The 25,923-nt window shown below is 53.8% G+C and carries 23 protein-coding genes; all 23 read left to right on the plus strand.

Annotation, left to right across the window (positions count from 1 at the left end):
* Positions 1-13: 13 nt before the first annotated feature.
* The gene (locus VRC33_RS03150) at positions 14-1,252 is read left to right on the plus strand and encodes a DotU family type VI secretion system protein (protein WP_338560752.1); all 1,239 of its coding nucleotides are present in this window, start codon (positions 14-16) and stop codon (positions 1,250-1,252) included.
* A gap of 3 nt (positions 1,253-1,255) precedes the next feature.
* The gene (gene tssM / locus VRC33_RS03155) at positions 1,256-4,876 is read left to right on the plus strand and encodes a type VI secretion system membrane subunit TssM (RefSeq protein ID WP_338560755.1); all 3,621 of its coding nucleotides are present in this window, start codon (positions 1,256-1,258) and stop codon (positions 4,874-4,876) included.
* 16 nt (positions 4,877-4,892) lie between these two features.
* Positions 4,893-5,603: a type VI secretion system-associated protein TagF gene (gene tagF, locus VRC33_RS03160; RefSeq protein ID WP_338560757.1), complete on the plus strand. Its 711-nt coding sequence runs from the start codon at positions 4,893-4,895 to the stop codon at positions 5,601-5,603.
* Positions 5,604-5,620: 17 nt separating this feature from the next.
* Positions 5,621-6,634, plus strand: a complete 1,014-nt coding sequence (tssA, locus tag VRC33_RS03165; protein ID WP_338560761.1) for a type VI secretion system protein TssA — start codon at positions 5,621-5,623, stop codon at positions 6,632-6,634.
* Positions 6,635-6,681: 47 nt separating this feature from the next.
* The gene (tssB, locus tag VRC33_RS03170; RefSeq protein WP_338560764.1) at positions 6,682-7,209 is read left to right on the plus strand and encodes a type VI secretion system contractile sheath small subunit; all 528 of its coding nucleotides are present in this window, start codon (positions 6,682-6,684) and stop codon (positions 7,207-7,209) included.
* Between the two features lie 2 nt (positions 7,210-7,211).
* The gene (gene tssC / locus VRC33_RS03175; RefSeq protein ID WP_338560767.1) at positions 7,212-8,711 is read left to right on the plus strand and encodes a type VI secretion system contractile sheath large subunit; all 1,500 of its coding nucleotides are present in this window, start codon (positions 7,212-7,214) and stop codon (positions 8,709-8,711) included.
* Positions 8,712-9,190: 479 nt separating this feature from the next.
* The gene (locus VRC33_RS03180; RefSeq protein ID WP_338560770.1) at positions 9,191-9,673 is read left to right on the plus strand and encodes a type VI secretion system tube protein Hcp; all 483 of its coding nucleotides are present in this window, start codon (positions 9,191-9,193) and stop codon (positions 9,671-9,673) included.
* Positions 9,674-9,720: 47 nt separating this feature from the next.
* Positions 9,721-10,212: a type VI secretion system amidase effector protein Tae4 gene (locus VRC33_RS03185; protein WP_338560772.1), complete on the plus strand. Its 492-nt coding sequence runs from the start codon at positions 9,721-9,723 to the stop codon at positions 10,210-10,212.
* Positions 10,209-10,571, plus strand: coding sequence for a T6SS amidase immunity protein Tai4 family protein (locus VRC33_RS03190; RefSeq protein ID WP_338560774.1), 363 nt, complete (start codon positions 10,209-10,211; stop codon positions 10,569-10,571). The genes VRC33_RS03185 and VRC33_RS03190 overlap by 4 nt, the downstream gene beginning before the upstream one ends.
* 32 nt (positions 10,572-10,603) lie before the next feature.
* On the plus strand, positions 10,604-10,975 hold the full coding sequence (locus VRC33_RS03195) for a hypothetical protein (protein ID WP_338560776.1): 372 nt from the start codon (positions 10,604-10,606) through the stop codon (positions 10,973-10,975).
* A 335-nt stretch (positions 10,976-11,310) separates the two neighbouring features.
* Entirely contained in the window at positions 11,311-11,811 is a 501-nt protein-coding gene (locus tag VRC33_RS03200; RefSeq protein ID WP_338560778.1) for a lysozyme inhibitor LprI family protein, read from the plus strand.
* A 118-nt stretch (positions 11,812-11,929) separates the two neighbouring features.
* Positions 11,930-12,325, plus strand: a complete 396-nt coding sequence (locus VRC33_RS03205; RefSeq protein WP_338560780.1) for a lysozyme inhibitor LprI family protein — start codon at positions 11,930-11,932, stop codon at positions 12,323-12,325.
* 137 nt (positions 12,326-12,462) lie between these two features.
* A complete protein-coding gene (locus tag VRC33_RS03210) occupies positions 12,463-13,074 on the plus strand; it encodes a hypothetical protein (protein WP_338560783.1) in 612 nt (203 codons plus the stop codon).
* Between the two features lie 202 nt (positions 13,075-13,276).
* A complete protein-coding gene (locus VRC33_RS03215; protein WP_338560785.1) occupies positions 13,277-13,819 on the plus strand; it encodes a hypothetical protein in 543 nt (180 codons plus the stop codon).
* Positions 13,816-14,226, plus strand: coding sequence for a putative T6SS immunity periplasmic lipoprotein (locus VRC33_RS03220; protein WP_338560787.1), 411 nt, complete (start codon positions 13,816-13,818; stop codon positions 14,224-14,226). Before VRC33_RS03215 ends, VRC33_RS03220 begins: the two co-directional genes overlap by 4 nt.
* A gap of 150 nt (positions 14,227-14,376) precedes the next feature.
* A complete protein-coding gene (gene tagH, locus VRC33_RS03225; RefSeq protein ID WP_338560790.1) occupies positions 14,377-16,662 on the plus strand; it encodes a type VI secretion system-associated FHA domain protein TagH in 2,286 nt (761 codons plus the stop codon).
* On the plus strand, positions 16,662-17,456 hold the full coding sequence (locus tag VRC33_RS03230) for a protein phosphatase 2C domain-containing protein (protein ID WP_338564882.1): 795 nt from the start codon (positions 16,662-16,664) through the stop codon (positions 17,454-17,456). The genes tagH and VRC33_RS03230 overlap by 1 nt, the downstream gene beginning before the upstream one ends.
* Before the next feature lie 18 nt (positions 17,457-17,474).
* Entirely contained in the window at positions 17,475-18,452 is a 978-nt protein-coding gene (locus VRC33_RS03235; protein ID WP_338560792.1) for a hypothetical protein, read from the plus strand.
* 25 nt (positions 18,453-18,477) lie between these two features.
* Positions 18,478-19,302 carry a type VI secretion system accessory protein TagJ gene (locus VRC33_RS03240; protein WP_338560794.1) on the plus strand — a complete coding sequence of 275 codons (825 nt, stop codon included), beginning with the start codon at positions 18,478-18,480 and terminating at the stop codon, positions 19,300-19,302.
* Complete coding sequence (gene tssE / locus VRC33_RS03245; RefSeq protein ID WP_338560796.1) at positions 19,299-19,880, plus strand: type VI secretion system baseplate subunit TssE; 582 nt, start codon at positions 19,299-19,301, stop codon at positions 19,878-19,880. Before VRC33_RS03240 ends, tssE begins: the two co-directional genes overlap by 4 nt.
* Positions 19,881-19,882: 2 nt before the next feature.
* A complete protein-coding gene (tssF, locus tag VRC33_RS03250) occupies positions 19,883-21,760 on the plus strand; it encodes a type VI secretion system baseplate subunit TssF (RefSeq protein ID WP_338560798.1) in 1,878 nt (625 codons plus the stop codon).
* Positions 21,757-22,821 carry a type VI secretion system baseplate subunit TssG gene (gene tssG, locus VRC33_RS03255; protein WP_338560801.1) on the plus strand — a complete coding sequence of 355 codons (1,065 nt, stop codon included), beginning with the start codon at positions 21,757-21,759 and terminating at the stop codon, positions 22,819-22,821. The genes tssF and tssG overlap by 4 nt, the downstream gene beginning before the upstream one ends.
* Before the next feature lie 480 nt (positions 22,822-23,301).
* On the plus strand, positions 23,302-25,914 hold the full coding sequence (gene tssH, locus VRC33_RS03260) for a type VI secretion system ATPase TssH (RefSeq protein ID WP_338560804.1): 2,613 nt from the start codon (positions 23,302-23,304) through the stop codon (positions 25,912-25,914).
* The last annotated feature ends 9 nt before the right edge of the window (positions 25,915-25,923 follow it).

Here is a 25,923-nt window from a genome sequence, read left to right on the forward strand (position 1 = left end):
GGGAGCGAGAAAGATGCAGCAACAACAGGCGTACGCTCAGGGCGATCTCTTCTCTGGCGTCAGTAATAACAACCCGCTGGTCGCGGCAGCGAATGGCTTACTCAATGCCATTCCACAGATCCGCCACTCCGTCACCCATGACGATCCTGGTGGTCTGCGCCAGCGCCTGATCGATGAAATACGGCAGTTTGAGATGAACTGCCAGCGCGCCGGTCTGCCCTATGAGGTGATCATTGGCGCGCGCTACTGTCTTTGTACCGCACTGGATGAAGCGGCAGCCCTGACGCCCTGGGGCAGCCGTGGCGTCTGGCCCGGTCAGGGCCTGCTGGTGACCTTTCATAACGAAACCTGGGGCGGCGAAAAATTCTTTCAGCTGCTGGCCAAACTTTCGCAGAATCCGCGTGAACAGATCGTTCTGCTGGAGCTGATCAACTACTGCCTGCAACTCGGCTTTGAAGGGCGTTATCGCGTGCTGGATAACGGTCGTTCGCAGCTTGAAACCATCAAACAGCGTTTGCTGCAGATGATCCGCTCTGTTCGTGGCGGCTACGCGCCTCCGCTCTCTCCTCATCCTGAAGATCATCCGGTTATGCGCAAATTATGGCGGCCGGTGGTGCCTTTATGGGCCTGCGCTGCGCTGGCAGGGTTTCTTGCCTGTCTGTTCTACATCCTGCTGAACTGGCGGCTGGGCGATGCTACCAGCCCGGTGCTGGCAGCGGTTTATCAGACGCCTTTACCGGAAGTCACCATCCACAACCCGGCGCCGCCTCCACCGGCTGCACTGAATCTGAAAGCGTTTCTCCGTCCGGAGATTGAACAGGGACTGGTCGAGGTGAAAGATCAGGCCGATCAAAGCGTGGTCACCCTCAAAGGCGATGGCCTGTTTACCTCGGCATCAACCGCCGTACGCGGTCGCTATGAAGAGGTGCTGGACCGTATTGCGCAGGCGATGAACAACGTCAATGGCCGCATTCTGGTGATTGGCTACAGCGATAACGTGCCGATCCGCAGCGCCCGCTTCGCCTCTAACTATGAGCTTTCGCTGGCAAGGGCGCAGTCCGTTCAGGCGCGTCTGCAACAGACGTTGTCGCAACCGCAACGCGTGAAGGCGGAAGGGCGAGGGGAAACCAATCCTCTGGTGCCGAATACCACCGCAGAAAATCGCGCCCGCAATCGCCGGGTGGACATCACGCTGTTGGTTTCGCCGCAGAACACCCGCGCGGAAGTTAACGGTTTGCAGCAAGGAAACTAACGGATGCTGAATATTCTTTTTGCCATCATGACCAACCGTCTGATGTGGGGCTTTATCGGCATCACCGCACTCTCCTTCATCATCTGGGTGATTGGCCCGGTGTTCTCGATCGTTGACTCGCGTCCGCTGGAGCCGGAAGTCAACCGTCAGATCAGTATTGCGCTGCTGTATGTGGCCTGGGGGCTGAGCAATCTGGTGCCGCGCCTGTATAACTCGTGGCTTAACCGCAAACTGATGGGCAGCCTGAAAACCTCGCCGGGCGAGCAGGAGCCGGGCGATCATAAGCGACTGACCAACGAAGACCCGGTGCTCTCTGAACGCTTCACCGAAGCGGCTGACATGCTCAAAAAAGCCCACTTCAGCGGAACGGGCAACAAACGCTGGACCCAGCGCTTCAGCCGCCAGTATCTGTATCAGCTACCCTGGTATGTGATCATCGGCGCGCCTGGTGCAGGCAAAACTACCGCACTGATAAATTCGGGCCTGCACTTCCCGCTGGCGGATCGCTTTGGCAAAGCCGCTCTTCGCGGGATAGGCGGCACGCGCAACTGCGACTGGTGGTTTACCAATGAAGCGGTGCTGCTGGATACCGCTGGACGCTATACCACTCAGGAAAGCGAGCAGCAGCAGGATGCCAGTGAGTGGGGCCACTTTGTCGGGCTACTGCGTAAATATCGCGGTCGCCAGCCGATCAACGGGGTGATCGTCACCGTCAGCCTCTCCGATTTGCTGACGCAGTCCGCCGAGGCCTCACGCCAGCAGGCTCTGTCGTTACGTCAGCGCCTGATGGAACTGCACGAGCAGCTGGGCATCCGCTTCCCGGTTTACGTGCTGGTGACTAAAACGGATCTGCTTAAAGGCTTCCGCGCCTATTTTGCTAACTTCGACAAGGCGCAGCGCGATCAGGTATGGGGCTTCACCTTCCCCTGGGAACGATCAAAACTGGCCGATTTTGATCTGCTGAGCGCCTTTACTCAGGAATATGCGCTGCTTCAGCAGCGGCTGGATGCCGGTCTGCCGGATACGCTGTTACAGGAGAGTGATGGCAAAGCCAGGGCAGAAAGCTACCTCTTCCCGCAGGAGTTTGCGGCACTGCGTCCGCTGCTGAATGACTATCTGGAAACAGTGTTCAGCCGCTCCAACTTCGAAACGCAGTTCTCTCCGCGCGGTATTTACTTCGCCAGCGGTACCCAGGAAGGGCTGCCGTTTGACCGGGTGATGGGGGAGTTGAGTCGTGCGCTGCAACTGCCACATGATCAGGGTAGCAGCGGCGGAGCCTGGGATAACGTTAACAAAGAGTCGCCGATACCTGGCAACAAAGGTCAGAGCTTCTTCCTGAAAGATCTACTGCAAAATGTCATCTTCCAGGAAGCCGGGCTGGCGGGCAGCAACCGCTGGTGGGAGCTGCGAAACCGGGCCGTACTCTGGTCCGGCTATGTGTTACTGGCCGCGGCTTTAGTCATTGCCGGGCTGCTTTGGATGACCAGCTACAACAACAACAAATCCTATCTGCAGGAAGTGCAGGCCAAAGTGCCGCAGGTGGTAAAGCTGAGCCAGAACCTGCAGGCAAATGACCTTAGCGATCTTTATGCGCTGCTGCCTTTCCTGAATGGCGTGCTGCATCTGCCGGAAAGCCAGGATTTTGACCTCAACAGCCCGCCGCTTACCCGCCGGATGGGACTGTATCGTGGGGTTGAAGTCAGCGACGCAACCCTGGCGCTTTACCAGAAATCTCTTAAGCAACTGCTGCTGCCACAGGTTGCCCGGCTAATCACAACCTGGCTGCGCAACGACAACGGCAGCGATGCGGACTACAGCTATGAGGCGCTGAAAGCTTATCAGATGCTCTATCAGCCAAAGCATTACGATGGCAAATTCCTTCATGCCTGGCTGATGCTGAATATCCAGCGTAATCAGCCGCAAAATATTACTCAGGCGCAAATCAGCCAGCTTGAATGGCATCTCAGGCAACTGCTGGAAACGCAGATTCAGGCATCGCCTTATGCGCAGGATGATGCGCTGGTAAAGCGCGAGCAGGCGCTGATTAATCAGATGCCGTTGTCACAGCGGGTCTATGGCCGCCTCAGACGCCTGCTGGAAAAGGATGACGGGCTGAAACCGGTATCGCTGGCTTCACTTGGCGGGCCGCAGAGCGAGCTGGTGTTTTCGCGTAAAAGTGGCAAGCCAGTCAGCGAAGGGATCCCGGGTCTGTTCACCCCGGAAGGCTACTGGAACAGCTTCGATAAAAACATCAACAGCGTCACGGATGCCCTGCATGACGACGATCGGTGGGTACTGGGCGGAGAGGTACAGGGCGAAACGAAGCAGCAGACCGATTTGGCCGTCCGTCAGCGCTATATGGCGGATTATATGCGCCAGTGGGATGGGCTGTTGCAGGATATCCAGCTGAACAACAGCGCCGATTTGTCCCAGCGGATCAACGCTGCGCGAGTGCTCTCCGGCAGCTCTTCGCCGCTGCGTAAGCTGGTGATCAATCTCAGCCACTTTCTGATGCTGGAGAAGACCGCACCTGAAGAGGCTTCGGCAAAAGGCGAGGCGGATAAGCAGGATAACAGTGCCACCCGCACGTTGACGGCGCTGTTCCGCTCCCGTCAGGCCACTACCGCTGCCAGCCAGCAGCAGCAAACGCCGGAGCAGTCAGTAACCGCTCACTTCGCACCTGTGATTGAGCTGGCGCAGCCGCTGGAGAAGGACGGCAAAACCATCGCCTTTGATGATTTCCTGAAGCAAATCGACGATCTCTACCGCTATCTGACGGCGGTGCAGGATGCCGCCAACAGCGGAATGCCGCCACCGGCGGGCGATTCAATCAGCCGTCTTCAGGCCAGCGCGGGCCGTCTGCCCGGTGCATTGCAGAACATGTTTACCAGCATGGCCGTGGGGGCCAGCAGCGACACGCAACGCCGCGATCTGGATAACGTCCGCAAACGCATCAATGTGGAGGTGGGCAGCTTCTGCCGTCAGGCCATCGCCGGGCGCTATCCCCTGTCACGCTCTGGCCGGTCAGAAGTCACGCCTGACGATCTCGCCCGCATGTTTGCGCCGGGTACCGGCCTGATGGACAGCTTCTTCCGCGACAATCTGGCCAACAAAGTGGATACGACACAGTCGAACTGGCGCTTCACGCCTGGCATTGATGGTAAAACGCTGCCCGGCGGTGAAAGCGTACTGCGGCCATTCCAGCAGGCGCAGAGCATTCGGGACGCCTTCTTTGCCAATGGAGCCACCACGCCTTCCTGGCGTGTGACCGTCCGTACCCTGCAGATGGACAACGACATCCTGACCCTGTCGCTGGATGTGGATGGACAACTGCTGCGTTACAGCCACGGCCCACAGGCGGTGCAGCTGATGAGCTGGCCGGGCCCCGGTGGCACTAACCAGGTACGGATGCAGCTGGGCCTGGCCAACGGCACCACTGCCACGCTGGTCACTAACGGAGCCTGGGCGCTGAACCGCTTCTTCGATCGCGCCCGGCTATCGCGTGGCAGCAGCACGCTCAGCCGTCAGGCGGAGTTTAGCGTCAACGGTCACAACGTGACGCTGGAGTTCACGCCAAACAGTATCCGTAATCCGTTTCAGCTTCCCGGGTTCTCATGCCCATAACCGCAAGGAAATGATAATGAGCCAGACTCCTGCGATTGGCTGGTACGGGAAATTGCCCAGTGCCGGTGATTTTCTCAAGCGCCGTTTTCCCGAAACGCTCTGGCAGCAATGGACCCACTGGTTTCAGGTGGGGCTGCTGAACTGGCAGAAGAACGAAGAACAGCGTCCCGGTGGTGAGAGGCAGTTCAGCAATGCACCGGTATGGAATTTTGTGGTGCCGCCAATGCTGGGGAGCCAGCTGGTACAAATGGGATGCCTGCTGCCCGCGCGTGACAACGTGGGACGTCAGTATCCGGTGTGCGCACTGCTGACCTTCTCGCCGCAAAGCTGGACTCAGTTACAGCTGGCGATGGCCGGAGAGTGGTATCAGCAGGTTGGGCGCACGCTGCTTCATGCGGTGCGCAGCAGCTACTCCGCTGAGCAACTGGATCAGGCTTTGCTGTCGATTCCAGCGCCACCGTGCCCGACGGAAGCCTCCCGTTCTGACATTCTGGATGTGATTGGCTACGCCGACCGCCCCAGCACGCTGAGCTGGCGACAGGTTTCCGACTGCTTCGATCCCCAGCAGTACACCAGCTTCTGGTGGACAAATCAGACCGACGGTTACCCGCTTTATACCCATGTCCACAGCGGCAACTTTACCGGTCAGCTATTTTCGATGCTGTTCGACCCGGCCGCCGGAGCCAAACCTGGCCGCCACGGCCTTTACCCGCCCATGTTTGAGTAATGAGGTAAGGAAACACCATGAATATCGATGCGCTACTCGCCCCGATAAGCAGCGACAGGCCGTGCGGTGACAATCTGGAATACGACGCCGACTACATGGCCATGGAACAGGCCTGCGCGGGCAAAGCTGAACAACAGTTTGGTGACACCATCATTCCGGCTGAGCCTGCAGACTGGAACAAAGTGGAACGGCTGGCGAGTACCTTACTGACCCGCACCAAAGATCTGCGCGTCATGCTCGCCCTGACCCGCGCCTGGACGCAGCTGAAAGGGCTGCCGGGCTACGCCAGCGGGCTGCACCTGATTCAGCAGTCGCTGCTGCTCTACTGGGAGCCGGTATGGCCGGTGCTGGAAGAGGACGGTGAGCGCGATCCCTTCTACCGTGTCAATGCGCTGGCGGCCTTAGGTGATAAGTCAGCACTTACTACCGCTATGCGACAGGCACCGCTAATCCGCAGCGCCTCAGATGTGATTTCGCTGCGTGATGCCTGCGCATTACTGGACGGCAGCAAAACTGACTGCCCGGAATATCCTGGAGGGCGCGCCCGCCTGTCAGATGAGCTGGCTCGAGGCGATCAGCCGGGTGTGGAAGCCATACTAAAAGTAAGTGAGCGTTTACAAACTATTCGCGACACGCTGATGGAGCACCTTGGTGAAACCGGTGTTCCGGAGATGCAGCAGCTGCAAAAAATGGTCTCAACCGTGGCGCAGGCTTGCAACGCAACTGACCTGAGCACGCTGATCCCGGTAACGGCCGGACAAAGTGAAGAGCAACAGGCCGGAGCCTCTGCCGAACCGGTTCGCAAAGAGACCGACTGGCGGAGCGTTCAGCCCGGATCGCGCTCTGATGCCCAGCTGATGCTGGAAAAAGTGAAGCAGTACTTTGTACAGCATGAGCCAAGCCATCCGGCTCCGCTAATGATTGACCGCGTTCAGCGAATGATCGAGCTCGACTTTATGGACATCATCCGCGATTTGGCGCCAGACGGCGTTCATCAGCTGGAAAATATATTCGGACGTCGCGATAACTGATTTGCACGTTCATTCACGTTTTACCGCGAATACCAATGGAGATTCCCATGGCAACAAGTAAATCCAGTGGGCAGAAATTTATCGCCCGTAACCGCGCACCGCGTGTGCAGATCGAATACGACGTGGAGATCTATGGCGCGGAACGCAAAATTGAACTGCCGTTTGTGATGGGCGTTATGGCCGATCTGGTCGGCAAATCGGTGGAAGGTTTACCCTCCGTTGACGAGCGTAAATTCCTTGAAATTGACATCGACAACTTTGACGAACGCATGAAAGCGCTGAAGCCACGCGTGGCTTTCCAGGCGGATAACACGCTGACGGGCGACGGACGTCTGAATATCGATCTGACCTTCAACAGCATGGAAGATTTCTCTCCGGATGCGGTTGCCCGTAACGTTGAGCCGCTGAACCAGCTGCTGGATGCGCGCACACAGCTATCCAACCTGCTGACCTATATGGACGGCAAAAACGGTGCGGAAGAGCTGATCTCGAAAATTTTGCAGGACCCTACGCTGCTGAAATCACTGAGCCATCTGCCAAAGCAGGATGATGCGGCGAAAGGCGGGGAGGAGTAATCATGAGCAACCCTTCACAGCAAACCGGCCTGCCGGAGCAGCAGGCATACAGCCAGGACGAGTTCAGCGCGCTGCTGAATAAAGAGTTTCGTCCCAAGACTGACTCAGCGCGTGCCGCCGTGGAAAGCGCGGTTAAAACGCTGGCTCAGCAGGCGCTGGAGAACACCGTCACCGTTTCCACCGATGCTTACCGCACCATTCAGGCGTTGATCGCCGAGATTGATGAAAAGCTGTCGCAGCAGGTGAACCAGATCATCCACCACGATGAGTTCCAGAAACTGGAAAGCGCATGGCGTGGCCTGAGCTACCTGGTTAACAATACCGAAACCGACGAAATGCTTAAGATCCGCTTTATGAGCATCTCTAAGCAGGAACTGGGCCGTACCCTGAAGCGCTATAAAGGCGTGGGCTGGGACCAGAGCCCCATTTTCAAAAAAGTGTATGAAGAAGAGTACGGTCAGTTCGGTGGCGAACCTTTCGGCTGCCTGGTCGGTGACTATTACTTTGATCACAGCCCGCAGGACGTGGAGCTGCTGGGTGAAATGGCCCGCATCGGTGCCGCTTCCCACTGCCCGTTTATTACCGGTACCGCACCGGGCGTGATGCAGATGGAATCCTGGCAGGAGCTGGCAAACCCGCGCGACCTGACCAAAATCTTCCAGAACAGCGAATATGCCGCCTGGCGCAGCCTGCGTGAATCTGAAGATGCCCGCTATCTGGGGCTGGTGATGCCACGCTTCCTGTCACGTCTGCCTTATGGCATTCGCACCAACCCTGTGGACAGCTTCGACTTTGAAGAAGAGACCGAAGGCGCGAATCACAGCAACTACACCTGGACCAATGCCGCTTACGCGATGGCAGCTAACATCAACCGCTCTTTCAAAGAGTACGGCTGGTGTACTTCTATCCGGGGTGTGGAATCGGGTGGTTCGGTAGAAAATCTGCCGTGCCATACCTTCCCAAGCGATGACGGTGGCGTGGACATGAAATGCCCGACCGAAATTGCCATCAGTGACCGTCGCGAAGCCGAGCTGGCGAAAAACGGCTTCATGCCGCTGGTTCACCGCAAAAACTCCGACTTCGCCGCCTTTATCGGCGCGCAGTCACTGCAAAAGCCGGCGGAATATCACGATCCGGACGCCACCGCTAATGCCCGTCTGGCATCACGCCTGCCGTATCTGTTCGCCTGCTGCCGCTTCGCCCATTACCTGAAGTGCATTGTGCGCGACAAAATTGGCTCCTTCCGCGAGCGTGACGAGATGGAACGCTGGCTCAACGACTGGGTGATGAACTATGTCGACGGCGACCCGGCTAACTCTTCACAGGAAACCAAATCCCGCAAGCCGCTGGCTTCTGCAGAAGTGCAGGTAGAAGAGCTTGAAGATAATCCAGGCTATTACGCCGCCAAGTTCTTCCTGCGTCCGCACTATCAACTGGAAGGCCTGACCGTTTCACTGCGCCTGGTGTCAAAATTGCCTTCCCTGAAATCTAACGATTCCTGAATGTTCAGAAAATTCATCTGCATACTGTCAGGCTATATATTGTTGTTTTTTAGTTCCCTTGGTTTCATCACCCTTTGTGGATACTCAGTTTTTCTGATTGACTGGCATGTTTCTGTAGGGGGGATAGTCATCAAAGGAATGATGATTTTAATATTAATGGCTGTCTGTATTGGTATATACGGCCTGGCAGAAAAGTTAAGATGAAAATGAATTAATGCATTGTTTTATTAAGGATTGTCCGGGATAAACAATCATAAGGATGAACAGTAATTTATCTGGGGCTGATGACTATCATGCTCCAGAGTAACCCTATAGTTATACCCAGGAAGTTGGGTTTCTATATTTCTGAATGATCCCATGTAGCGGGATTCAGAATAGAGGCAGAGGTAAAATATGGACGATTTATTCAGCCCCATTACCTGTTTGCCATATCAGTGCTTTATCTAAAGCAAATTTTAACTAATGAAGAGTAGATAATCATGGCTATTGATATGTTTATGAAAGTAGATGGTGTGACTGGCGAGTCAAAAGACTCAAACCACACCGGTTGGACCGATATTACATCTTTCTCCTGGGGCGCTTCACAGCCAGGCAATATGTCTGTGGGCGGCGGCGGCGGGGCCGGTAAAGTAAACTTTAACGATCTGCACATCAATGCGCTGATCGACAAATCTGTGACTGCACTGCTGAAAAACTGCGCCAGCGGTAAGCACCTGGCTAAAGTAGAAGTTTCTATCTGCAAAGCTGGTGGCACTCAGATTGAGTATGCACGTATTACTTTAGAAGATGTACTGGTCACCACGGTCAACTATAACGGTTCTGACAATGGCGATACCCTGGGAATGACTTACTCCTTCCAGGCTTCTAAAGTGAAACAGCAGTACTGGGAGCAGAGCACTTCCGGTGGTAAAGGCGCAGAAAGCAGCGCTGGCTGGAACATCAAAGAAAACAAAGAAGCTTAATTTGTGCCTGACCTCCTCGAAAGAGGAGGTCCTCAAAAGGAATTTTTATGTCTGCTATAAGACCAGCATTTGGTGCAGCCTGGAATCGGTTTTCTGAAGTAAACATTAGTGTTGAGCGAGTGGGGAGTTTTCTTGGTGGTAAAGTTGAAGCCAATGTGACATCAGGCGTTTTTCAAAATGCCTGCCCGATAAGAATGAGTTATGTACTGAACTATACAGGTATCCCTGTTCCCTCAAATAGCCGCTATGCTACTGTTTCAGGAAAGGATAAAAAGCAGTACATGTACCGTGTCAACGATATGATGGATTTTTTAGTCACTGTGCTTGGAAAACCCGATTTAACTGAGAACTCTCCAACTCCTGGTACTTTCAACGGCAAACAGGGAATCATTGTTTTTCAGGGGAATGGATGGAGTAATGCCCGAGGTCATGTAACCTTGTGGAATGGAAACAACTGTTCTGATGCTTGCCACTTCATGGGCGGCGCAGAAAATGGCAGTTTCGTACCTACTGTTGCTTCACTCTGGATATTGAAATGAAAAAAATTTTATTAATCTTGCTTGGAATCAGTGCTGCATCTCCTGTTTTTGCTATGACTTTCCCGGCAATGGATTCGTTCAGTCAATCTGAAGTTTATGAGAACTGGATCCAGAACAGGTGCACAGGAAAAATTTCATCCAGCAAAGTTCTTCAGAATGATGCTTTCAAAAGTGCAGCAACCTGGCTGGAAGTCAGTCAGTTACCTGTAGGAGCCTTCAATGAAGGCGATACTTTGATTGATAATGCATTAAAGATTAAATTATCTGGATCAACAGGAGGGGAATTTAAAGTATTGAAATGCTCTCTGATTAGTCAAAGCAAGGAAGCAAAAGAAATATTCAATAAGTACTCTAAATGAAAGGCTTGAATCTGGTCAATTAAGGTGCGGCTGTGAGAGTTTTTACACTGGTAGTTGTTAGTATCACAATTTTATCTGGATACTCTGCTGCTTCAGATGCAGAGAGTACAGTGGTTTTTAATGGTCAGAAATTTCTTGCCAGCTTCACCGAACATTGTTCTGAAGGTGATGTGTCCTGCGAAAATGTAACCCTTGAATCAAAAAGTAAAAAAACGGGCAAGGGCGTTTCGTTAAAGGGTAAAACAGTTAATGTGAATTGCCCTGAAGTTTGTGATTTTCGTGGTTATGAATTTCATAATGGCGCCTATAAATATTACTTCGTTGCAGGAAATGCCGACCGCTGGAATTTAAATATATTTAAAAATGGCAAGGTTATCTCGACTGATATCGGAACGGTTAAGTAAATCTTTACTGACGGTAAGCGCCTTAAAGTAGCAAGGGATTGTATATGTTTAGATTTTTGTTGACTGTAGCTGTAGCAAGTTTATCGCTAAATCTCTTTGCCGCTCCACTTAGTCCGGTGGTGTTGGAAGGGAGTCACTGAAATGTTGATAAAGCCAGTATTAATACTGAGTCCGAAAGGATATTAAGTTATCAATATAATGACGACCGACTGGTTGGTCGAAGTGTTTATTTCAATAAAGATAATATTACATCGAGTTTGCCTGGTAAAGTTGACTGCCAGCAGCCAGTTTACAATATCTCACAGGGTTCCATTGATCGTTTAATTCATGAAGCAATGGGTGATGCTGATTCTGCCAGTGCTAAAAGTTATGAATCAGACATTAAGGGAAACGAGAGTATTTCCGTTATAAACACTGATTGTAAAAGTGGCAGTTTCGGCGGTGGGGATATAGATAAAAACCCCTGGATTGCGATGCCAGACTCTGCCCACATGTTGGTTAACTGGAACGATGGAATCATACTTACACTTTCACCAGTCATTGCAGGTACGCCCCCGACACCCTCTTTCTCCTGTGCAAAAGCAAAGAGCCCATCCGAGAAAGCTATCTGTGCGGATTATGAACTTTCTTCCTGGGACAAGAGTGTTAACAGTGCCTGGAAATCGGCACAGGCAGGCGCAATTTCAGTTGGTGATAAAGAGCTGAAAGCCAGGATTGTTGCTTCACAGAAAGAATGGCTAAAAAAACGTCATGCTTGTGAAGATGACGTTTCCTGTATCAGAAAAAGTATGGTTGAAAGACTCGATGCTTTATCTGATATGACCGATGCGCAGTAACCATAACGGGTTTTGCCCATTAGGGTTTTCAGGATCGGTAAATCAGGTTTTCTCATCCAGCGGATGTAAATGAGAAAATGTTTTCTGGTTTAAAACCACATAAAGAAAGAAAAAGAAAATGAATAAATTGTCGGTGCTTCTGTTACTTTCCTTAACTTATAGTTGTTTTACACTTGCCTTTGAAAACTGTTCAACTGAAACCAGTGATGCAGAAGTCTTTACCTGTTCTGAACGTAACAGAACAGCCGCCGAAAAGAATCTTAATGCAGAGTATTCGGCAGCCAGGAAAAGAATTAATGAAACTTTCAATAGTCAGGATAAAGTAAAAAAAGACTATCTTTCAGTATTTGTGGACTCTCAAAAGAACTGGCTGAAATATCGGGATGGCCAATGTGAAATTTATGCTCATGTTGCAGATAAAAATACAAATCCTTATATGGTCTTCAAGAATAATTGTGTGGCAAAGATTAACGAAAAAAGAACTGCTGAACTAAAAGAAATCCCTTATGATTGAAAATCCTCAGAGAAAGATGACCTGACAGAAGAAAAATAATGACTCTAATCTATATGACTTACCCTGAGAATGAGTGCAGATGCTGAGTTTTATCATTCAATAGAATAATTATTTAACTGGTTGCTGCTGAGGAAGTTATGGTTTCATTTTTGAGCAATAAGTTTTTATTTATAGTCACGTTACTGGCTGCTTTACTGAATTTTTCAAATTCCTGTGCTGCAACAAGGTTAATCAGTTTCCATCCTGAATCTCCCAGAAAAACTTTGCATGAAAATGCTGTCATGCAGGGCATCAGGGATGCTGAGTATTTGAGTAATCAGAGTTTTCATCTTCTGATCGATGGAGAAAATATTGGCACGCTTTCAGCAGGACAGGGAACCAGTGAGAACGATGTTAATGTCTGCTTTATTAGCTGGAAACCATTGAAGTCTGCACGTTATACGCTGATCCCTACGATCGGGTTTGAACAATGGGAAGCCACAGCTTGTAGTGCAACCAAAGCAGTTAGAGTGATTTCCAGTCCGGCAGAAGCAGAGATAAAAATAGCGGTACTTTATGCAGTCACCTCGCCTAATGCAGTAGCTGCAGAATCGGTTATTCTCACGTTAGACTCACAGCAGAAATTGAGCATTGATGGGCCGTTGACTGATTCCATAGGTTCTGCAGGTGCATCAAATCTTGCACAACTGAAAAAGCTGTATCAGAAACAGGACTCAACGCGGAAAAATCAGGTTTCGCCCCAGCAGTGAAAGTCGTAATGATCGGGGGTTAACTCAGCCTGCCTGCGATAAGTATTCAGTGACGCTTTCAACTAAAACCGGTCTGGATGTTGTGGAGGAACTCGGTGGTGCTTGTCGGGGTGATACTCAAATTCGTCAAGGTAGTAAACACCTACTAAAGCTAACTTAGTGCAAATGATAGCTCTATTTTCCTGTACGATTTTGGTGTGATATGAACAAGCTAAAAGTAGGAAGTGCAAGAAAACTTACTGTGGGTGAAAAATTCCTTGTAAAGAAGGTTTTTAAAAACGCAATACGGTTAGATGAAGTAAAGGTACATAATGGTAGTTACTTACCATTCAATATGCAGTCAAAAAATATAGCAATGACACCCAATGGTGAAATATATTTCAGAGAGCCTTATTATAAAGATGATTTTTCAATGGCTAATCCTGGTGATATGCATTGGTTTATTCACGAAATGGTACACGTGCTACAGCATCAGGTTGGAATGAATGTCAGAACTCGGGGTGCTCTGAGTTGGGCAGCCAGCTATAAATACTCTCTACCACCGGAAAAAAAACTTTCAGATTTTGGTATGGAACAGCAAGCTTCAATCATTTCGGACTACTATTATCTTAAGTATTATGGTCTTGGTGATTTCAGGCGTCTGTCAGGTTTTCAAGGGATAATCGGTCCGGATCTCATGAAAAAATATGAAACCACACTTAGTTTGTTTTTAGTAAGTCCCGGAGAAAAGAGGGTGTTTTTATGAAGCGAGTTATTATCATTGCTGCCGCTGTCTCGGTGTTAACGGGTTGTCAGCTTGAGGAGCCCCCCTTTGAAGTGATGCAAGTAAACAGCTTTAATAATCAACCCTGTTTTATTATTCCTGAAGATGTGGCTAATAAAAAAGATAAACTAACCAGCAACGGCGTCATGGTTTCATGGCTGGACCAAAAACAATGGAAAGTCATTTCGCCTCCAGGTGACAGTTTACCTGAACGAACAGTCTCCGCAGGTGAATGCACAATTTGGGGAAATATCTCCTGGAATCCGGGGGAGTACTCTGTTCTGATGCGGCTGAATAATGCTTCCGAAAATGATTCCCTTCGTCTTCGCTCTGATTTCTTTATAATGAAAGATAATTCCGGAAGAATTACTGTTATTAATAAAAATTAATCCTCCCTCTGATTTATCTGTTCTTTCAAGGCGATCATTATCGCCAGTTTGTGTGAAATAATAAATTTACTCCTCAGCCTCCAAGCCTCGCTGGTTTTATTAAAACTCGCGAGGCTTGAACGCCGAATAAATCCAACGCAGGAAAACGTTATGCGATTTACGATAATAGCGACTAAACAGGGTCATCAGCCGCCGCAGGGCAGTTGCGATTTTATGCCGCCGGGCGGCACCATCGGCCGTGGAGCGGATAATAATCTGGTGCTGCCGGATGAAGACCGTACCATCTCCCGTTTGCAGGCTATCGTGCACATTACGGCCGATGGCGAGTGCCGCATTACCAATCGCGGTAACGTTACGCTGGTGCACCTGAATGACATCCCGCTGGAGCGGGGCCGTCAGGTGGATTTGCAGGATGGCGATATCCTCAGCATTGATGAGTATCGCCTTCAGGTCAGCGATCTGACCCTAAGCGCGCGTCCTGAAGCCGCAGCCTGGTCTGCAGCTTCAACGGCAACGTCACAGGTTGGTCATTCAGGCACCGCACCTCAGTCTGCGCCTTCGCAAGCCGGACATGCAAACGCTGCACATCAGTCTGCGGCTTCGCAAGCCGGACATGCCTACTCCGCACAACAGCTCGCATCAACACAAGCCGGGTCTGCCAACTCTGCGCAACAGCCTGCCTCTTCTCAGTCCGCTGCGAAAGAGAATACGGCCGCAGCCATTCCCAGCGAGATCTGGGACAGCCTGGCGCAGGAGTTTTCCATTTCTGACAGTCTTTCCAGCCGCAGCAGGCCGCAGCAAAGCAATCTGAATCCGTTAACTGAGGCACCGGCGATCGACCGTAATCCTGTCGATCCTCTGGCGCAGTTTGCTGCTCAACCGGATTCACTGAACCTCGATCGTCGCGATCAAACGCCGGACTCGCTGTTTAATGATGATCCGCTGTTCAGGCAGAACAGTATTTTTGAAGACAACACGCCGAGTACGCTGATGCAGCAGCCTTCTTCGTCTGGAAAGTCAGGCAAAGGCAGGGAAGCACAGGATCCGCTGACACTATTTGGGGGTAACGAAAGCCGTGCTCCTGCCCAATCCGGCAGTGATGATCCGCTGGCGATGTTCGGTAACAACAGGAGTGGTGATCCTGCACAGCCCGGTAGTGACGATCCACTGGCGCTGTTTGGCAATAACGGGGGAGCGGTTTCTGGCCAGTCCAACAGCGACGATCCGCTGGGGCTGATGATGGGCAATGCGGTGCCACTGACGCCGCCGGATAGCTCATCCAGCCAACCTCGTCCGGCAACGAAGCAGCCACCACAGCAGACTATCGTGCCGCCTGCGCCAAAAGCGCTGGACAGCGATTTCGATCTCTTTATGGATGAGAATTCAGGCGCGGCTTCCTCGCTCTCCGACGAGCAGCCGAAGCAGGCTAACGATCGCCATAACTCAACCCTGTCTGACAGGCAGCAGCAGAACCCCGGCAGTCACAATGCCTCATTATTCGATGAGCCAGCGCAGCAGAACCCAGGCGATCACAACAGCTCACTGTTCGATGACATGCCTCAGGACTTATCGGCATCGCCGCTGTTTGCTCCTCAGCACGAAGAGTCCTCTGATGCTGCCTTGACTCCACCATCCTCACCGCTGTTTGACGGCCAACCGGCTGAGTCTGCGGGGTCACAACCTGATTACGGCGGCATCACGCTGCCGACGCCTCAGGCTGTCACCCGCACCAACACGCCGCCGCCGAAAGGCCGCCTGCGTATTGATCCGGTATCCAACACCGCTTCGCAGCACGCCAACGCCTCTGGTGACGGCCAGATGCTGGACGGTGAGTTGCTGGAAGCGCTGATGGGCGGGATGGGGCTGAATGACCTGCAACCCACGCCACGCATCGATCGTGATTCGATGCAGGAGCTGGGGCAGATGCTGAGCATGTTCTCGCAGGGTACCGTAGCGTTGCTCTCTTCCCGATCCATTCTTAAGCGTGGTGTAAAAGCCGAAATGACGGTGATCCTGGACGAAGCCAATAACCCGTTCAAGCTGCTGCCTTCCGGCAAATCCGTGCTGATGCAGATGTTTGGCAGCCGTATGCCGGGCTTTATGCCGCCCAGGCAGTCGGTGCGTGATGCGCTGGTCGATCTGCAGGCGCATCAGCTCGGTATGATTGCCGGTATCCGCGCCATCATCGCCTCGATGCTGCAATCGTTTAATCCGCAGCAGCTGGAAGAAGAGGCGAAGCGGGAAGGTGTGACTTCCCGTCTTTCATTGCCCTCAAGCCGTAAAGCCGCGCTGTGGGAACACTTCACTAAACGCTATGGCGAGACTGCCGGTGAAATCGAAGATGACTTCCATACCCTGTTCGGCGAGGCGTTTTTACATGCCTATGACATGGAAGTGAATCAGTACAAAGACTCTCAAATCAGATCGGAAGAATGATGAATATCACCCTTGCCTCTATGTCGAATCAGGGAGCGCGCGAAAGCAATCAGGACCAGACCGGTGAGCGCATCGGCGAGCGTTCGGCCTGCTTTGTAGTCTGCGATGGTGTGGCGGGACTACCGGGAGGCGATATGGCCGCCGGGCTGGCTCGTGACACTCTTCTTGAGCACTTTGATGGCGAGCAGCATCTGGATGCGCAGAGCATTCGCCGCTACGTCAACCAGGCCAACAGCGCCATCCGCCAACAGCAAAAAGCGGTGACCGATTACCGGCGCATGGGGACCACCCTGGTAAGCCTGTTTATCGACCGTGATTATGAACTGGCGTACTGGGCGCACGCGGGCGACAGCCGCCTTTATCTGTTCCGGCGTGGCTATCTGTTTCACGTCACCACGGACCACAGCCTGGTTCAGCAGATGAAAGATGCCGGCCATCAGACGGAAGGGATCAACAGTAACCTGCTCTATTTTGCGCTGGGAATGGGCGATGAAGAGCGGGATGCCAGCTACAGCGATGTGGTGCCGATTGAAGATGGCGACGCTTTTCTGCTCTGCACCGACGGCTTCTGGCACGGTCTTTCTCCGGAGCATATGCAGCAATCCCTGCATATGGTGAATACGCCGGACGAATGGCTGACGCTGATGCAGGAAGTGATCCGCAAGAACGCTCAGCAGTCGGACGTCAGCCAGGACAATTACAGCGCTATCGCCGTCTGGGTGGGTGATCCGCAGGACACCACGCTGCTGCACTCGCTGTCGCAAGCAGCGCAGTTTTTCCCTCTTCGTGATTAACAGCCTTAAAGGACTTATATGAAATATTGGCTATCAGGTGCGCTCTCCCTGCTTATCGCCTCCAGTGCCTGGGGACAGGATTATCTCGTGGTTTCCTCTCCGTCTCAGAAGCTGGATATCTGGATCGACAACGTTAAAAGCACAAAATCCACCGACTGGTGTAGCCGCGAACTGTCGCTGCGGATCGTCACCAAAGGCAGTAAGGATCCCCAGGTGCTGAAAGAGTTTTTGCCGCGCGTGGCCAGCGTGTTGCAGCGTCAGTGCGCAAAAATGGCGGTGATTCACTGGCAGATGAACGACGCCAGTGGCACTTCTCTGGCGCACGGCAGCGCGGCGAAAGCGCAATCCTGGGCGGTAACGGTGGAACCAGAAATGCCAGCCGCTGCAGCTGAACCGGTCGCGGAAGCGGCTGCGGTATCAGCGGAAGATCTTTCGCCACCAGCGGATACCACTCCCTGGGTGCAGTTCAGCCTGATGGATGGGTGCCATTTCCGCACCTGGTTCCGTGGCGACAGCCAGACCAGCGCGCTGTTCGTGCCAGCCAAAGGCGGTGTGTCCTGCGGCAGTGACGGCTGGCTCAGCGGCGAAAGCGAGATCACCCGGATGGGTAAAGGATCAAGTAAAAGCCTGCGAATGACTTTCCTGCAAGGCTTCCCCGTTTCCGGGCTGAACCGCAAAGCGCTGAGTGGCGATGTGCAAATCACCACCGTCAACAATGAGCGGATGGTGCTGAGCGATGAGAAGTCGCCACAGAGCTGGATGGTGGTGCCGTTTGACCCGGCGCTGAACGGCTGGAAAACCGATGGCACCCTGGTGGTTCAGATTGCTGAAAATCAGGCTCAGGATGCGAGTGAAGTCCGCGCCCGCCTCAGTGAGGTGCGCAAAGTCTGGGCTCCTTATCTGGCCGATAAAAGTTCGCTCACCATCCGACTGGTGGAAGAGCTGCATCCGCAGCTGAAAGATCCGGCTGCCGGTTCATTCCGCACGATTAATTAGTTCTCTGCCCGTTTAAGGAAAGCCTGTGTACTCTCTCACTACCCTGATGTCCGGCGATTCGCTGGCTGAAACTCTGGCGCGCGTTGAAAACGATATCAAACGTCGCCCGGCTGATGCTGATTTGCGTGCGGCCTTTGTGCAACTCCTGTGTCTGGTGGGGAACTGGACGCGGGCTGAGATCCAACTGAAATCCTGGCTGGCGCTGAAGCCGCAGGCTAAGCCAACCGTGACCCTGCTGGAACAGGCGGTTGCCGGTGAAATGCAGCGTGCGGCGGTATTTGCCGGACAGGCTTCACCCCGGATGCCGGGTGAGGCGTTTGGCTGGACGGCGGGACTGTTAAGCGCCTTACAGGCCGATAACGCCGGTCAACCGGAAAAGGCGGAGGCATTGCGTGAAACGGCGTTTGAAATGGCGGAAGTCAATCCGGGCAGCGTGAAGCAACAGGCGCACGAGGAGCCACAGGCGGTGGCATGGCTGACGGATGGCGACGGACGCCTGGGGCCAGTGTGCGAACTGATCGTTAACGGCCACTACACCTGGCTGCCGTTCAGCGCCATCAGCGAGCTGCGTTTTCAGGCCCCCGGCAGCGTGACCGATCTGGTCTGGCGGCATACCTCCGTGCGGCTGATTGATGGCAGCGAGCAGGTGTGCCAGATACCGGTGCGCTATCCCTTTGACCAGGACGCGGCAGATGAGCTGCGCCTGGCCCGCATGACCGAATGGCTGCCGCTGGATCGCACCGGCGAGCATTTTATCGGGCAGGGACAAAAAACCTGGCTGAGCGGCGATGCAGAGTACCCCTTACTCACCCTGGAAGCAGTGACCTTCGCCGAAGCTGAGGTGCTATGAGCAATGACTTCGATCTGAATCATGCGCAGCAGGAGAGCGATCTTCTGCGGGGCGGGCACCGTTTTCGTAACAGGCAGGATGCGCTGACTGCACGCGACAAAATGCAGCCCTCGCTGCTGGACAGGCTGACGGATAATGCGCCGGACAAAGTGCAGGAGGCGGCAGGCAATACGGTGATCTCTCACAGTACGCTGCGCCGGAATGTTCTGCGGGATCTGCAGTGGCTGTTTAACAGCACCAACAACGAGGCGCAGCAGGATCTTAATCCTTTTGCGCAGGTACAGCGCTCGGTGCTGAATTACGGCGTGGCCCCCTTATCCGGACAGCGTATGTCGGATATCGAATGGCAGGATGTGCAGCGCAAACTGACCACCTCCATCCTGCATTTTGAGCCGCGTATTCTGCCTGCCGGGTTGCAGGTGAAATGCATCTCAGACACGAACTCGCTTAACCTGCATAACGTGCTGTCGATAGAAATTAAGGGACGGCTCTGGTGCGTGCCTTATCCGCTGGAATTCCTGTTCCGCACCGATGTTGATCTGGAAAACGGTCATTTTGAGTTCAAAGACGTAGGGTAACCATGGACAGCAAACTGCTCGATTATTACAACCGTGAACTGGCCTACCTGCGTGAGATGGGGGCGGAGTTCGCGGAACGCTACCCGAAAGTGGCGGGTCGTCTGGGTATGCGCGGGATTGAAGTAGCCGATCCGTATGTCGAGCGGCTGATGGAGGGGTTTGCCTTCCTGACCTCCCGCGTGCAGCTGAAAATGGATGCTGAGTTCCCGCGTTTTTCCCAGCGAATGCTGGAGATGATCGCACCCAACTATCTGGCGCCCACGCCCTCAATGGCGATTGCTGAACTGCATCCCGACAGCCGAAAAGGCGATATCAGCGGCGGCTTTCTGGTGCCGCGCGGCACAATGATGGACAGCCAGACGCTGAAAAAAAGCGGCGTGACCTGTAGCTACACCACTGCACACGACGTGATGCTGCAACCGATCGTCATCAAAAGTGTTGAGCTGGGCGGCGTACCGGCAGATATCCCCTTAGGCCCAATGGGGCTGAGTCAGGCCGGTGCAGCCAGCGCCTTACGTATCCGTCTTTCCTGCTTTAAAGATGTGTCGCTGAATCATCTGACTTTCGACAGCCTGATGTTTTTCCTCAGCGGCCCGGATATTCAGGCTCAGCAACTGCTGGAGCTGATTATGCAGCACACGGTGGGCAGCTTTTGCCAGACTGTTGAAGCACGGCCCCAGCGTGTGGTGATGGGGGATGAGGCGTTAAAGCAGGAAGGGTTTTCGCCCGATCAGGCGCTGCTGCCTGACGATCTGCGTAATTTTGATGGCTACCGGCTGCTGCAGGAATTTTTTGCACTACCTGCCCGTTTTCAGTTTTTCAGCCTCAGCCAGTTACGTGGCATCCTCGGCAAATGCGGGCCGGAGGTCAAAGAGTTCGAGATTGTGCTGCTGCTGGACAGGGCCGATGCCGCGCTGGAAAAAGTGGTGGATAAAAGCCATCTGGCGCTGCATTGCACGCCGGTGATAAACCTTTTCCCGAAAACCGCCGAGCGGCAAAAAATCAGCCATGGCGTGCATGAGTATCATCTGGTAGTCGACAATATCCGCCCGCTGGATTACGAAATTTTTTCGGTGCAGAAACTGTATGCCACCGGCGATAACCGGCGGGAAGAGCAGGTTTTCCGTCCATTCTGGAGTACTTTCAGTCAGGACCAGGGCGACTACGGTGCCTATTTCTCACTGCGTCGTGAACAGCGCACGTTGTCCGAACATGCCCAGCGTTACGGAACCCGCACCGGTTATATCGGCTCCGAAGTCTTTCTCTCGCTGGTGGATGAGCGTCATTCGCCCTGGAGCGAGGATTTGCGCCATCTCACGGCAGAGGTGATCTGTACCAGCCGTGACCTGCCGCTGATGCTGTTGCAACAGGATCAGGGTAACTTCCTGATGCCAGACTCAATCCCCGTTGCGCAGTTGATCCTCAAAAAAGGCCCTACGCCGCCACGCCCTGCGCTGGCCGAAGGACTGACAACCTGGCGTCTGATCAGCCATTTACAGATGAACTATCTCAGCCTGATGGACAGCGATGACGGGCAGGGGGCTTCGGCGCTGCGCCAGTTACTGGGGCTGTATGCCAACCTGGCCGACGCGCCGGTGGCAAGGCAGATAGAAGGCATCCGTCACTGTCAGCTGAAACCGGTTTATCGCCGGGTGCCAGAGCCAGGGCCGGTGGTGTTTGCCAGAGGTATAGGTATTGAGTTAAGCGTGGATGAGCAGGCTTTCTCAGGGACCAGTCCCTGGATGCTGGGCAGCGTGCTGGAGAGAGTCTTTTCACGGCTGGTGGCGATAAACTCCTTTACCGAAATGACGCTGACCAGCCAGCAACGTGGTGAAGTGGGGTACTGGCCGCCGCGCATGGGGAAAAGGGCACTGATATGAGGGATGAGAAGGCACAACCGGGACTAAAGATCCGCGGCCTGAAACGTCTGCCCGGGACTTTCTGGCAGGGGGTGACGCTGGCTCCCTGGCGTTATGACCTGTTCCAGCTGCTCCGCCAGCTTGATGCTCAGGGCGGAGAGCGCTATCCGCTTGGCCGGGCACCCTTGCCCCGCCATGAACCCCTGCGGATCGGGCAGGAGCCCTCACTGGCCTTTGCACCCTCCACGCTGGCAAAAGCCAGGGTGCGGGAGGGCACTTCGCTGCATGATATCTCGATCCTCAGCTTTGGGCTGTTCGGCCCCAATGGCCCGCTGCCAGTGCATCTGACTGAGTATGCACGCGAGCGGATTTATCACCACCAGGACCAGAGCCTGGCAGCCTTTGCCGATCTGTTTCATCACCGGCTGACTTTACTGTTTTACCGTGCCTGGGCCGATGCCCAGCCAACGGTGTCGCTGGACAGGCAAGACGCTCATCACTTTGAACGCTATCTGGCCAGCCTGACGGGAATGGGCCAGCCAGGTCAGCTGGACAAAGGCAGCCTCAGCGACCATGCCCGTTTTGCCGTGGCGGGCCACCTGACCCGTCATGGCCGCGATGCTGAAGGACTACAAAAAATTCTCAGCCACTACTTTAAAGTGCCGGTTACGCTGATTGAAAACGTCCCGCACTGGCTGCCCATCGATCGCCGCGAGCGCGCTCAGTTAGGAGCCGGAAGAAGAATGCCCAGGCTCGGGCAGTCAGCTTTTCTGGGAGCGGCGGTTCGCGATGTCCAGCATAAGTTTCGTATAGAGCTGGGTCCGCTGAGCCTGGAAGAGTACAACCAGTTTCTGCCGGGTAAGCCTCAGGCAATTCAGCTGCGGGATTGGGTGCGCCAGTATCTGGGCATCGAATACGTCTGGGATGTGCGCCTGATCCTGGCGGCGGAAGAAGTGCAAGGCGTCACCCTCGGTGGCCCTGCCCAGCTGGGTTTAAACGCGTGGCTGGGCAAAACGGCGGAACCTACACCGCGTAATGATTTGATTTATAGTCTGGAACCGGGTGAAAGCATCGGCTGTTGAGGGTTTTTTAACATATCAGGGAGCGAGTAATGTACGAAGAAGTTACCCTCCATCAAAACGGGAGATGGATAATGATCTCATATTTCTTTCAATATTATTTTTAATTCCTTTTTTAATTCTGAATCATAAGAAAACCCGCATTAAAGTTTTTGGTAAAGTGGTGGTGTTTATTTCTGTTTTACCATTTTTAATTTTCCAGTATTCCATTTTAATGTCTGGCATGGATTGGGTTTATCACTACTTTAATCAGGTCCCTGATGATAGCGTTTATTTACGTACCGGTGCGTTAATTTTCACTATAGCCTGTTTGTACTCGATCCCTCTCAATTACAGTAAAAATAATAAGAATCAATAATAAGCTACACAGCATACTGAATTAAATATTTAACCGGCTGAATACACATTCGGCCGCTGCCGCAGCATGGATGCTCGCCTGATGTCATCCGCGTATTCACAGACTTCAACTCACTGAGAAAAACTATGTCAGAAATCAGCCGCGCCGTACTGTTCGGCAAACTGGACAAGCTGTTATTTACCTCTCTGGAAAGTGCTACCACGTTTTGTAAACTGCGCGGCAACCCCTATGTGGAACTGGTGCACTGGCTGCATCAGCTTATGCAACAGCAGGAGGGCGATCTTCAGCAGCTGATACGCTATTTCTCGCTGGATGAAGAGGCCCTGACGCGGGACATCGTGGCGGCGTTGGATCGTTTGCCTCGTGGAGCCAGTGCCGTATCGGATCTCTCTGAACACATTGACAGCGCAGTCGAACGCGCATGGGTTTACGGATCGCTGAAATTTGGCGTTCAACAGATCCGGGGCGGCCACCTGCTGATCGGCCTGTTGAAAACGTTCAACCTCGCCAACCTGCTGAAAAGCATCTCGCCACAGTTTGGTCGTATCAGTGCTGATGCGCTGCTGGAGCAATTTGACGCAGTGTTCGCCGACAGCAAAGAAGCTCAGCAGGTGACTTCCGCACCAGTGGATGCCGGGGCGGTACCTCAGCAGCAGGGCACCCTGGCACAGTATGCTCAGGATCTCACTGAGCGTGCGCGTGAAGGTAAGATCGATCCGATCGCCGGACGTGACGAAGAGATCCGCCAGATGGTTGATATCCTGATGCGCCGCCGGCAGAACAACCCGTTACTGACCGGTGAAGCCGGTGTGGGCAAAACAGCGGTGGTGGAAGGTCTGGCGCTGCGTATTGCCGCAGGCGATGTACCTCAGCCGTTGCAGGATGTGCAGCTGTGGTTGCTGGATATCGGCATGTTGCAGGCGGGTGCCGGGATGAAAGGCGAGTTTGAAGCTCGTCTTCAGGCGTTGATCAACGAAGTGCAGTCCAGCCCGATCCCGATCATTCTGTTTATTGACGAGATCCACACGCTGGTGGGCGCAGGCGGGCAGCAGGGCACTGGCGACGCGGCCAACCTGTTGAAGCCAGCGCTGGCACGCGGCCAGTTGCGTACCATCGGCGCCACTACCTGGGCCGAATACAAAAAATATATCGAAAAAGATCCCGCTCTGACCCGTCGTTTCCAGACCGTGCAGGTACAGGAACCGGATGAAGAGAAAGCGTTACTGATGCTGCGCAGCACCGTCAGCCCGCTGGAGAAGCACCACCGCGTGCTGCTGCTGGATGAGGCTGTAGCCGCAGCGGTGAAGCTCTCGCATCGCTACATTCCAGCCCGCCAGCTGCCGGATAAAGCCGTTGCGCTGCTGGATACTGCCTGCGCTCGTGTGGCCGTCAGCCAGAGCGCTCAGCCACCGCAGCTGGAAGATTGCCTGCATCGCATTCAGGCGCTCGAAATCGAAAAAGAGATCGTGGGCCGCGAGCTGAAAGTAGGCATTGGCGATGCCACCCGCCTTGAAGCACTTACTGAGCAACTGGCCGACCTGGCCGCTCAGGCTGAAACGCTGACCACCCGCTGGCAGTCAGAGCGCGAGCTGGTGGATACCATCATCGACCTGCGTGCGCAGCTTCATGATGACCAGACCGGAGAGGTTGCAGCCCTGCATGAAACGCTGAAAGAACGTCAGCAGGCATTAAAAGCGTTGCAGGGCGAGGCGCCGTTGTTGTTCGCTGCCGTGGATGCCAACGTGGTTGCTGCCGTGGTATCTGACTGGACCGGCATCCCGCTGGGCCGCATGGTGAAAAACGAGATCGACGCGGTGCTCAGGCTCGCCGATACCCTGAACGAGCGGGTCATTGGTCAGCGGCACGGTCTGGATCTGATTGCTAAACGCGTCCGCACCTCCCGCGCCCGTCTGGACGATCCCAATAAACCGGTGGGGGTATTTATGCTTTGCGGCCCGTCCGGCGTGGGCAAAACCGAAACCGCGCTGGCGCTGGCAGAAACCCTGTATGGCGGCGAGCAGAACATCATCACCATCAACATGAGTGAATTTCAGGAAGCACATACCGTTTCGACATTGAAGGGCGCGCCTCCCGGCTATGTGGGCTATGGCGAAGGTGGCGTACTGACCGAAGCCGTTCGCCGCCGTCCTTACAGCGTGGTGCTGCTGGATGAGATCGAAAAAGCTCACCCGGATGTCCACGAGATCTTCTTCCAGGTGTTCGACAAAGGCTGGATGGAGGATGGCGAAGGCCGTCATATCGATTTCCGCAATACCATCATCATCCTGACTTCCAATGTTGGCACCCAGTTAATCAGCGCCATGTGTGCCGATCCAGACCTGATGCCGGATCCGGATGCGCTTGCCGGTGCCTTACGTCCTCCGCTACTGGAAGTCTTCCCGCCAGCGCTGCTGGGCCGTTTGCTGGTGGTGCCTTACTACCCACTAAGCGATGAGATGCTGGCCAGCATTGTGCGTTTGCAGCTTAAGCGCATCCAGCGCCGCCTGGAGCAGAACCACGGCATTGTTTCCGAAGTGGATGACAGCGTGATTGCCCGGATTGTACAGCGCTGCACCGAAGTGGAATCCGGCGGCCGTATGGTTGACGCCATCCTTACCAATACCCTGCTGCCGCAGATGAGTCAGATGTTGCTCACCGCCAGCGCGCAGGACCAACAGTATCGCCGTCTGCGGGTGACCCTGCAGCAGGGCGAATTCCAGTGTCAGTTTGAGGCGTAAAGCCCGCCA

It is taken from the genome of Erwinia sp. E_sp_B01_1, assembly GCF_036865545.1.
GTDB lineage: Bacteria > Pseudomonadota > Gammaproteobacteria > Enterobacterales > Enterobacteriaceae > Erwinia.

What these genes read in the sequence shown, in the direction of transcription:
- tssB (WP_338560764.1), top strand. Translation starts at nt 6,682, where the DNA reads ATGGCAACAAGTAAATCCAGTGGGCAGAAATTTATCGCCCGTAACCGC.
- tssC (WP_338560767.1), top strand. Translation starts at nt 7,212, where the DNA reads ATGAGCAACCCTTCACAGCAAACCGGCCTGCCGGAGCAGCAGGCATAC.
- tssG (WP_338560801.1), top strand. Translation starts at nt 21,757, where the DNA reads ATGAGGGATGAGAAGGCACAACCGGGACTAAAGATCCGCGGCCTGAAA.
- tssE (WP_338560796.1), top strand. Translation starts at nt 19,299, where the DNA reads ATGAGCAATGACTTCGATCTGAATCATGCGCAGCAGGAGAGCGATCTT.
- VRC33_RS03180 (WP_338560770.1), top strand. Translation starts at nt 9,191, where the DNA reads ATGGCTATTGATATGTTTATGAAAGTAGATGGTGTGACTGGCGAGTCA.
- tagH (WP_338560790.1), top strand. Translation starts at nt 14,377, where the DNA reads ATGCGATTTACGATAATAGCGACTAAACAGGGTCATCAGCCGCCGCAG.
- VRC33_RS03190 (WP_338560774.1), top strand. Translation starts at nt 10,209, where the DNA reads ATGAAAAAAATTTTATTAATCTTGCTTGGAATCAGTGCTGCATCTCCT.
- VRC33_RS03200 (WP_338560778.1), top strand. Translation starts at nt 11,311, where the DNA reads ATGGGTGATGCTGATTCTGCCAGTGCTAAAAGTTATGAATCAGACATT.
- VRC33_RS03185 (WP_338560772.1), top strand. Translation starts at nt 9,721, where the DNA reads ATGTCTGCTATAAGACCAGCATTTGGTGCAGCCTGGAATCGGTTTTCT.
- VRC33_RS03235 (WP_338560792.1), top strand. Translation starts at nt 17,475, where the DNA reads ATGAAATATTGGCTATCAGGTGCGCTCTCCCTGCTTATCGCCTCCAGT.
- tssA (WP_338560761.1), top strand. Translation starts at nt 5,621, where the DNA reads ATGAATATCGATGCGCTACTCGCCCCGATAAGCAGCGACAGGCCGTGC.
- tagF (WP_338560757.1), top strand. Translation starts at nt 4,893, where the DNA reads ATGAGCCAGACTCCTGCGATTGGCTGGTACGGGAAATTGCCCAGTGCC.
- VRC33_RS03150 (WP_338560752.1), top strand. Translation starts at nt 14, where the DNA reads ATGCAGCAACAACAGGCGTACGCTCAGGGCGATCTCTTCTCTGGCGTC.
- VRC33_RS03215 (WP_338560785.1), top strand. Translation starts at nt 13,277, where the DNA reads ATGAACAAGCTAAAAGTAGGAAGTGCAAGAAAACTTACTGTGGGTGAA.
- VRC33_RS03210 (WP_338560783.1), top strand. Translation starts at nt 12,463, where the DNA reads ATGGTTTCATTTTTGAGCAATAAGTTTTTATTTATAGTCACGTTACTG.
- tssH (WP_338560804.1), top strand. Translation starts at nt 23,302, where the DNA reads ATGTCAGAAATCAGCCGCGCCGTACTGTTCGGCAAACTGGACAAGCTG.
- tssM (WP_338560755.1), top strand. Translation starts at nt 1,256, where the DNA reads ATGCTGAATATTCTTTTTGCCATCATGACCAACCGTCTGATGTGGGGC.
- VRC33_RS03205 (WP_338560780.1), top strand. Translation starts at nt 11,930, where the DNA reads ATGAATAAATTGTCGGTGCTTCTGTTACTTTCCTTAACTTATAGTTGT.
- VRC33_RS03220 (WP_338560787.1), top strand. Translation starts at nt 13,816, where the DNA reads ATGAAGCGAGTTATTATCATTGCTGCCGCTGTCTCGGTGTTAACGGGT.
- VRC33_RS03230 (WP_338564882.1), top strand. Translation starts at nt 16,662, where the DNA reads ATGAATATCACCCTTGCCTCTATGTCGAATCAGGGAGCGCGCGAAAGC.
- tssF (WP_338560798.1), top strand. Translation starts at nt 19,883, where the DNA reads ATGGACAGCAAACTGCTCGATTATTACAACCGTGAACTGGCCTACCTG.